Source organism: Nocardia sp. NPDC060220 (genome assembly GCF_042727815.1).
Taxonomy (GTDB): Bacteria; Actinomycetota; Actinomycetes; order Mycobacteriales; family Mycobacteriaceae; genus Nocardia.
Map to the genome: position 1 here is coordinate 1 of NZ_JBHWZY010000389.1, position 6301 is coordinate 6301.

Below are 6301 nucleotides of genomic sequence, written 5' to 3' on the forward strand. Positions count from 1 at the left end.
GGAAGATATCCGGATGGTCATCCACCCACACGGCGAGGCGGCCTATTTCCTCGGTACGGAGTAGCGCCCAGCTTTCGTTGACAGCAAGTTCCTTGACACTCGGGTCGTCGCTTCCCATCTTTTTCCCTTCCTGTCGTGGATATCGGCCTGTCCTCCCAAGCACCTTTCCGTCTGTGTTCGGGCACCTTCGTCGTATTCCTCCAAATCTAAACGCTGTGTCCCTGCGGAACCGTCATTTGTTCTGATCCCTTCTGACAGCAGTAACCTCGCTGCTTGCGAACCGCGCCCATAACAGCAGCGCCGACACGGTGTGTGCGGGTCGCCGCCCGTCCGCAGCCGGGGCCGAGGTTTGCAAGCGCCGCCCTGGGTCTGTCAGGCAGATCGCCGGTTACCGGACGACCGTGTCGGACTGCTCCATCGACTGGTAGTCGCGCACGACAAGCGCGGACTGAAGCAACCAAATGAGTTTTGGATCGTGGGCGTTGAGCCCCACGAGGTCGTAGATACGTCGGAGTCTGTAATCGACGGTGTTCATATGAATATGGGTTTCGCGTGACGTGAGTCGGCGATTGAGCCCGTTGTTGAGATGTGCGCGCAGCGTGCTGATCAGGTCCGGAAACTCGGCAACCGGATCGAGAAACGATGCGAGACGATCCCGCCCAGGCCCTGGCCGAGTCAGTTGGTACTCGACAGCGAGGTCTCCGATCTCGTACATGCCCGGCGGGCGATGGAGTCTTGTCGCCACATCCAAGAGTTCGTGCGCCTCCTCGGCGGCCGAGGGAATCCGATCTCGGTCGGCGGCGATCCCCACCACGGTGAGTGCAGTCAGTCCGACCGTGCCGCGGATCTTCGCGGTGGGAAATGATTCCGGCACCAGAATCGTCGCGCCGAACCGGGACTCCAAACCCGGCACTGGCTGCCCGAAGCTTGTCGACAGCATCGCCCGGAAGTCGCGCGGTGATACCGCGTCGCGCGCGGACCGATCCGCGGCCACCGCGAGCACGGTGTACCGCTCATCGGGTGGCGCCCCGTGCTCACGGGTAGCTCTCGTCGTATGCCGACCCCTGAGCAGAGTGCGCGCCACATACCCACCGCGATCGCCGCTGGGCGGTGCGACCTCCAGATAGATCGTCGATATCGTGGCGGTCACCGAGCTCAACGCATCCATCAGTCGGCGCACTTCGTCGAAGGGCGCGCAGCGGGCTTCGAGATCGTCCATGTGTAGCCGGAACCCTGCGTGAACATGGTGCTGCACAGTGTCGATCGGGACGCCGATGCTCGCCCACCGCGCAACAACCGGACGAAGACGCGGCGTCCCGAGGCCGCGGTGTGTCCGGGCTGTGTCGGATACCAGTACCAGACAGTCGGCAACGATGGCGCTGATCTCCTCGCGCAGAACGTTTCCTCGTCGGCTGCGACGCGGGATGGTTTCGAGGATCTTGTGCGCGATCCGGTCGGTCGCCGGCGAGAGTTGCGCGGGCGACCCGAGTTCGGTGTGGCTGGTCATCGGGGGCTCACAGTGTTTCGCCCTCACCGATCAACCACGGGTTGAACGTGCAGTTCAGGGCCGGGTGGCCGATGGGATCGACGGCGCTGAGGGAGGGGTTGGTGACTTCGTCGTAGCGCGATGCCACCGCGGTGTAGTCGACGCCGGGAACGGTGTCGCCCTTCAGATCAGGGTGTGGCTTCAGTCCATCGGCGATCGCGTCGGCGAGCGACTGCGAGTCCGAGGTCACGCCGGGCTCCGCGCCGGCAGATGTCGCTCCGAGTGCGTGCCCGACGGCAACCCCCACGATGAGCGCCGGGGCCACGGCGGACCGGCGCATGTGCTGCTTCATTGCAAGCATTTTCTACAAGTCCTATCTGATCGACCACGCACCACGGATACCGGTGACTGGGACCACAATCGAGCAATCATGTGATGTAGGTCGCTGCGCAGCGGCGGCAAGCAAAGTCTGTACCCATCGGTATGTGCCGTCACTGCACTGAGGTCCAGAGTCGACAGAGGTGACCTTGTCCTCGGCGCCAAACCCTGATCAGCCGTCGTCCTGTCGACTGCTCCGGGCCCGATCAATCCACGTCAGCCGCTCGCCTGCCGACCACTGCAGACAGCGCGCAACCCACCAACAAGCTCGCGATTGGCTCGATCTGGCGAGCGGGCTGACCCGGGTGCCGCTGTTCCGGGCCGACGTCGACACCGGCGACCCTCTGGTCGCCGTCGAACAGGCCGGTCTCGATGCGATCTGGTGACGGCCGCTCGTGGTCGACCAGCCGACCACTTCGGGGACTACGTCGAATCCTGGCTCGTGTTGGTGGCGGCGAGGCTGCCGAGCAGTTTCACGCGTTCTTCGCTGGGGGAGCCGGGTTCGGTGGTGAATCCGAACATGGTCCAGCCCGGGGTGTCGGGCAGTTCCATTGCTTCGTAGGCGAATTCGAGGTCGCCGACGTCGGGGTGATGGATTCGTTTGATGCCGGTGCGGTGGAAGCGGACGTTGTGGGCCGACCAGCGGTGGCGGAAGGCGTCGCTGCGGGTGACGAGTTCGCCGATGAGGTCGGTGAGTCCTTTGTCGAGGGGGTTCTGCGTGGCGTAAGTGCGCAGGGTGGCCACGATGTCGTCGGCGCCGCGTTCCCATTCCGGGTAGTACAGGCGGGCGGCGGGGTTGAGGAAGACGAAGCGGGCATTGTTGGCTTCGTTGGAGGGGTCGGTCAGCAGCGGGGACAGCAATTCGCGAGCAAGGGCGTTGCCGGCGATGTAGTCCATGCGCCGGTTGCGGACCCAGGTGGGCGTGCCGGTGATGGCGTCGAGGAACCGTTGCAGGGTCGGACGCACGGTTTGGTCGGAGGTGCGTTTGGGTCGTCGGGTGGCGGCAGGGGCCGGTTTGGCAGCGCGGGTGAGGTCTTGGAGGTGCTGGGTTTCGGCGTCGTCGAGTTGCAGCGCCCGGGCAAGGGCGTGGACGATCTCGTCGGAGACACCGGTGAGGTTGCCGCGTTCCATGCGCGCGTAGTAGTCGACGCTGATCCCGGCCAACAGGGCGACTTCTTCCCGGCGCAGCCCGGGCACGCGGCGATGCCCGGTGCTGGTGGGTAGGCCGGCTCGAGCAGGGGTGATGCGGGCTCGCCGGGTCCGCAGGAACTCACGCACCTCGCTCTGGTTGTTCATGACGTCCACGGTAAACCGCAGGTCGGTCGGGAAGCAGTGACTGCCAGTACACGGAACAGCAGTCACTTCCAGCCATGGTCGAGTCGGCGTGCAATGGGTGCATGACCGACACGATCCTCACCGGCCTGCCTGCTCGCGGTCGGGCTCGGGTTCGACCGGGCCGGCGGGGCGTGTCAGCGCCGCCTACCTGGGTGGGGCGGCGATGCTGGCGGTGGTGCTGATCTCCGTGGTGCTCGTCCGTCCCGCCGAACATGCGCGTACCCGCACTGTTGCCGCGCGCCCCCGCTGATCCGCTGTTCGACCCTGTTTCCTCCATCGAAAGGAGTGCTGCTGTGCAGACTGTGACCCTCAACAACGGTGTCGAGATGCCGATCCTGGGTTTCGGGGTCTTCCAGATCCCCGATGCTGATACCGAAAAAGTTGTCACCGAGGCGATCGCCACCGGCTACCGGCTGCTCGACACCGCCGTCAGCTACGGCAACGAAGAAGCCGTCGGCGCCGCGATCGCCGCGTCCGGCGTGGCGCGGGAGGATCTGTTCGTCACCACGAAACTGTGGATCCAGGACTCGCGTGACGGGTCTGCGGAGGACGCGACGAAACGCTCCTTCGAGGACTCGCTGAATCGCCTGGGCTTGGACTATCTGGACCTGTATCTGATCCACCAGCCCTTCGGCGACTACTACGGCGAATGGCGCGCCATGACCGACCTGTACCGCCAGGGGCTGATCCGCGCGATCGGGGTGGCCAACTTCTACCCCGACCGGCTCGTCGACCTCATCGAGCACAACGAGATCACGCCCGCGGTGAATCAGATCGAGACCCACCCGTTCTTCCAGCGCGCCGAATACCAGACCGAGATGGCCGAGCTCGGTGTGCAGATCCAGTCGTGGGGGCCGTTCGCCGAGGGCCGCAACAACCTGTTCACCGACCCGACCCTGACCACGATCGCCGACGCGCACGGCAAGTCCGTGGGCCAGGTGGTGCTGCGCTGGCTCACCGAACGCGGCGTCATCGCGATCCCGAAATCGGTGCGCCCCGAACGCATGGCCGAGAACTTCGACAGCCTCGATTTCACCCTTACCGACGCCGAGATGACCGCGATCGCCGGCCTCGACACCGGAGAGTCCCTGTTCTTCGACCACCGTGATGCTGAGGCCGTGCGCCGCCTGTCCGGCCGCAGCCACAACTGATCTGCACTGCCCGCGCCCACGCATGACGGGCGTGGGCAGGCCCCGATCGACGAGGAGTACTACGACGCCACCGTGATCGCCGACAGCCTCGACGCCCTGTTCGACCGGATCGGTGACCGGATCTTGTTCACTTACTCCCAGGGCGGCGGCCCCACCGGCAGGCCGCGATCAAGAACCCCGGTGTGCAGGGCATCGTCGCGTTCGAACCCGGCAGCGGGTTCGTCGTCCCCGAAGGTGAAGCACCACAACCGATCCCGATCCCGATATGTGGCTGCCGGCGAAGGTCGATCGGCGCGGGGCCGACCGGTCCAAATCACTCGGATGCGTGACCCGACTTCGTGTCCGGATCGACCTTGTCCGCGCGCTCCCATTCCTTGTCCAGGTCGGCTCGCGAATCCGCGGCATCATCGCGATGCACATGTGCCTGCTGGGCAAGCTGCTCGGCCTGTGCGGACTTGGCCTCGGCTTCAGCCTTGGCGGCGCGGCTGCGGGCGGCGATCTCGTCGGCCCGCGCCTCTCGCTGACCGACCTCGAACTCCTGTTCCGTCGCGCGGGCGCGGATATCCTCGGCCTCTGCCCGCTGGTGTGCACGCTGTTTACGCATCAACATCAAGGCGCCGGCCACGAGCGCGACAACGACAACGACCGCGACGACGATGATCACAATCACACTGGTGGTACTCATCGTTCTGCTCCTCGCACCCCCCTCGATTCTAACGCCACCGACAGTCCAGAATTCGAGCCGGTGAAGCGTCCGTCTCGCGGCCGATGATCAGAGATTCAGACGTCGATGTGGGAGCCCATGATGACGGTGCGGTCGCGGGGCAGGCCGAAGTAGTCGGCAGCGTCGGCGGTGATGTGGGAGGTCGCGATGAACAGTCGTTTGCGCCACGTCGCCATGGTCGGCTGGTCACCGCGGCGGAGTTCGATCTTGGAGACGAAGTAGGAGGCGCGATCGAGGTCGAGCCTTCCCTCTGTCGCCGTGGCATCGAGATGCCGCAACGCCGCGGGGATATCGGGACGTTCGGCGTAGCCGTAGCGGGCGGTGACGTGAATGATGCCGTCGTCGCCGTGGCCGAGAGGGTCGACGGTGAGCCGTTCCGCGAACGGGACACGGGGCACCGGGTCGGTGGCGATGCTCACGATCGCGACGTGCTGGTGGCGGACGTGGTTGTTCTCGACATTGGCGCGCATGGCCAGCGGAGTAGTTTTCTTGCCCCGATTGAGGAAGATCGCCGTGCCGGGAACCTCGAAGGTCCTCGGTCGCCCTTCGCCGAGTTCGTCGACGAATTCCTGCAGTGGGCCTTCACGCTGTTCGCGCGCAGCGGTGACGATATCGCGACCGCGTTCCCAGGTGGTCATGACCGTGAACGCGATGACGCTGATCAGCAACGGCAACCACGCACCGTGCACGATTTTGGTGAGGTTCGCCCCGAGGAACAGCAGATCGATACCGAGCAGCGGCACCGCACCGAACGCGAGCAGCCAGTACGGGGTACGCCATCGGGCGCGGGCTACATAGAAGAACAGCAGCGTGGTGATGGTGATGGTGCCCGTGACCGCCATCCCGAACGCGTAGGCGAGGGCGTGGGAGCTGCGGAACGCGAAGACCAAGGTCAGCACCGAAACCATGAGCAGCCAGTTGATCCACGGGACATAGATCTGACCGATGGTGGATTCGGAGGTGTGCACGATCCGCAGTCGCGGCAGGTAGCCGAGCTGAGCGGCTTGGGAGGCGACGGAGAACGCGCCGGTGATCACGGCCTGAGCGGCGATCACCGTCGCGGCGGTGGCCAGCAGCACCATCGGGAGCCGACCCCAGCCCGGGACGAGCAGGAAGAACGGGCTGGTGATGTTGGCCGGGTCGGACAGGATCAGCGCGCCCTGGCCCATGTAGCTGAGCATGCATGCCGGGAACACCAGAAGCAGCCAGCCTCGGGCGATCGGACGT

General features: G+C 65.3%; 7 protein-coding genes. 2 read left to right on the plus strand and 5 right to left on the minus strand.

Annotated features, from left to right (window positions below):
- Nucleotides 1–388: 388 nt before the first annotated feature.
- The 3 genes from ACFWF3_RS20295 to ACFWF3_RS20305 all read right to left on the minus strand — a co-directional run bounded on the left by ACFWF3_RS20295 (nt 389) and on the right by ACFWF3_RS20305 (nt 3160).
- Nucleotides 389–1003 (minus strand): PucR family transcriptional regulator, encoded by a 615-nt coding sequence (locus ACFWF3_RS20295; RefSeq protein ID WP_379314855.1) that lies wholly within the window; start codon nt 1001–1003, stop codon nt 389–391.
- Between the two features lie 511 nt (nt 1004–1514).
- The gene (locus ACFWF3_RS20300) at nt 1515–1838 is read right to left on the minus strand and encodes a hypothetical protein (protein WP_379314856.1); all 324 of its coding nucleotides are present in this window, start codon (nt 1836–1838) and stop codon (nt 1515–1517) included.
- Between the two features lie 449 nt (nt 1839–2287).
- On the minus strand, nt 2288–3160 hold the full coding sequence (locus tag ACFWF3_RS20305) for a helix-turn-helix transcriptional regulator (RefSeq protein ID WP_379314857.1): 873 nt from the start codon (nt 3158–3160) through the stop codon (nt 2288–2290).
- 97 nt (nt 3161–3257) lie between these two features.
- Between ACFWF3_RS20305 and ACFWF3_RS20310 the strand changes: the two genes are divergently transcribed.
- Both ACFWF3_RS20310 and ACFWF3_RS20315 read left to right on the plus strand, forming a co-directional pair.
- A complete protein-coding gene (locus ACFWF3_RS20310) occupies nt 3258–3449 on the plus strand; it encodes a hypothetical protein (protein ID WP_379314858.1) in 192 nt (63 codons plus the stop codon).
- 43 nt (nt 3450–3492) lie between these two features.
- Nucleotides 3493–4350 (plus strand): aldo/keto reductase, encoded by an 858-nt coding sequence (locus ACFWF3_RS20315; RefSeq protein WP_379314859.1) that lies wholly within the window; start codon nt 3493–3495, stop codon nt 4348–4350.
- A gap of 313 nt (nt 4351–4663) precedes the next feature.
- On the opposite strand, the gene ACFWF3_RS20320 is transcribed toward ACFWF3_RS20315, so the two are convergent.
- Together ACFWF3_RS20320 and ACFWF3_RS20325 are read right to left on the minus strand one after the other, a co-directional pair.
- Nucleotides 4664–5020, minus strand: coding sequence for a hypothetical protein (locus ACFWF3_RS20320; RefSeq protein WP_379314860.1), 357 nt, complete (start codon nt 5018–5020; stop codon nt 4664–4666).
- A gap of 110 nt (nt 5021–5130) precedes the next feature.
- The coding region (locus tag ACFWF3_RS20325) for a KUP/HAK/KT family potassium transporter (RefSeq protein ID WP_379314861.1) at nt 5131–6301 on the minus strand (1171 nt) is incomplete at its 5' end.

What these genes read in the sequence shown, in the direction of transcription:
- ACFWF3_RS20300 (WP_379314856.1), bottom strand. Translation starts at nt 1,838, where the DNA reads ATGAAGCAGCACATGCGCCGGTCCGCCGTGGCCCCGGCGCTCATCGTG.
- ACFWF3_RS20305 (WP_379314857.1), bottom strand. Translation starts at nt 3,160, where the DNA reads ATGAACAACCAGAGCGAGGTGCGTGAGTTCCTGCGGACCCGGCGAGCC.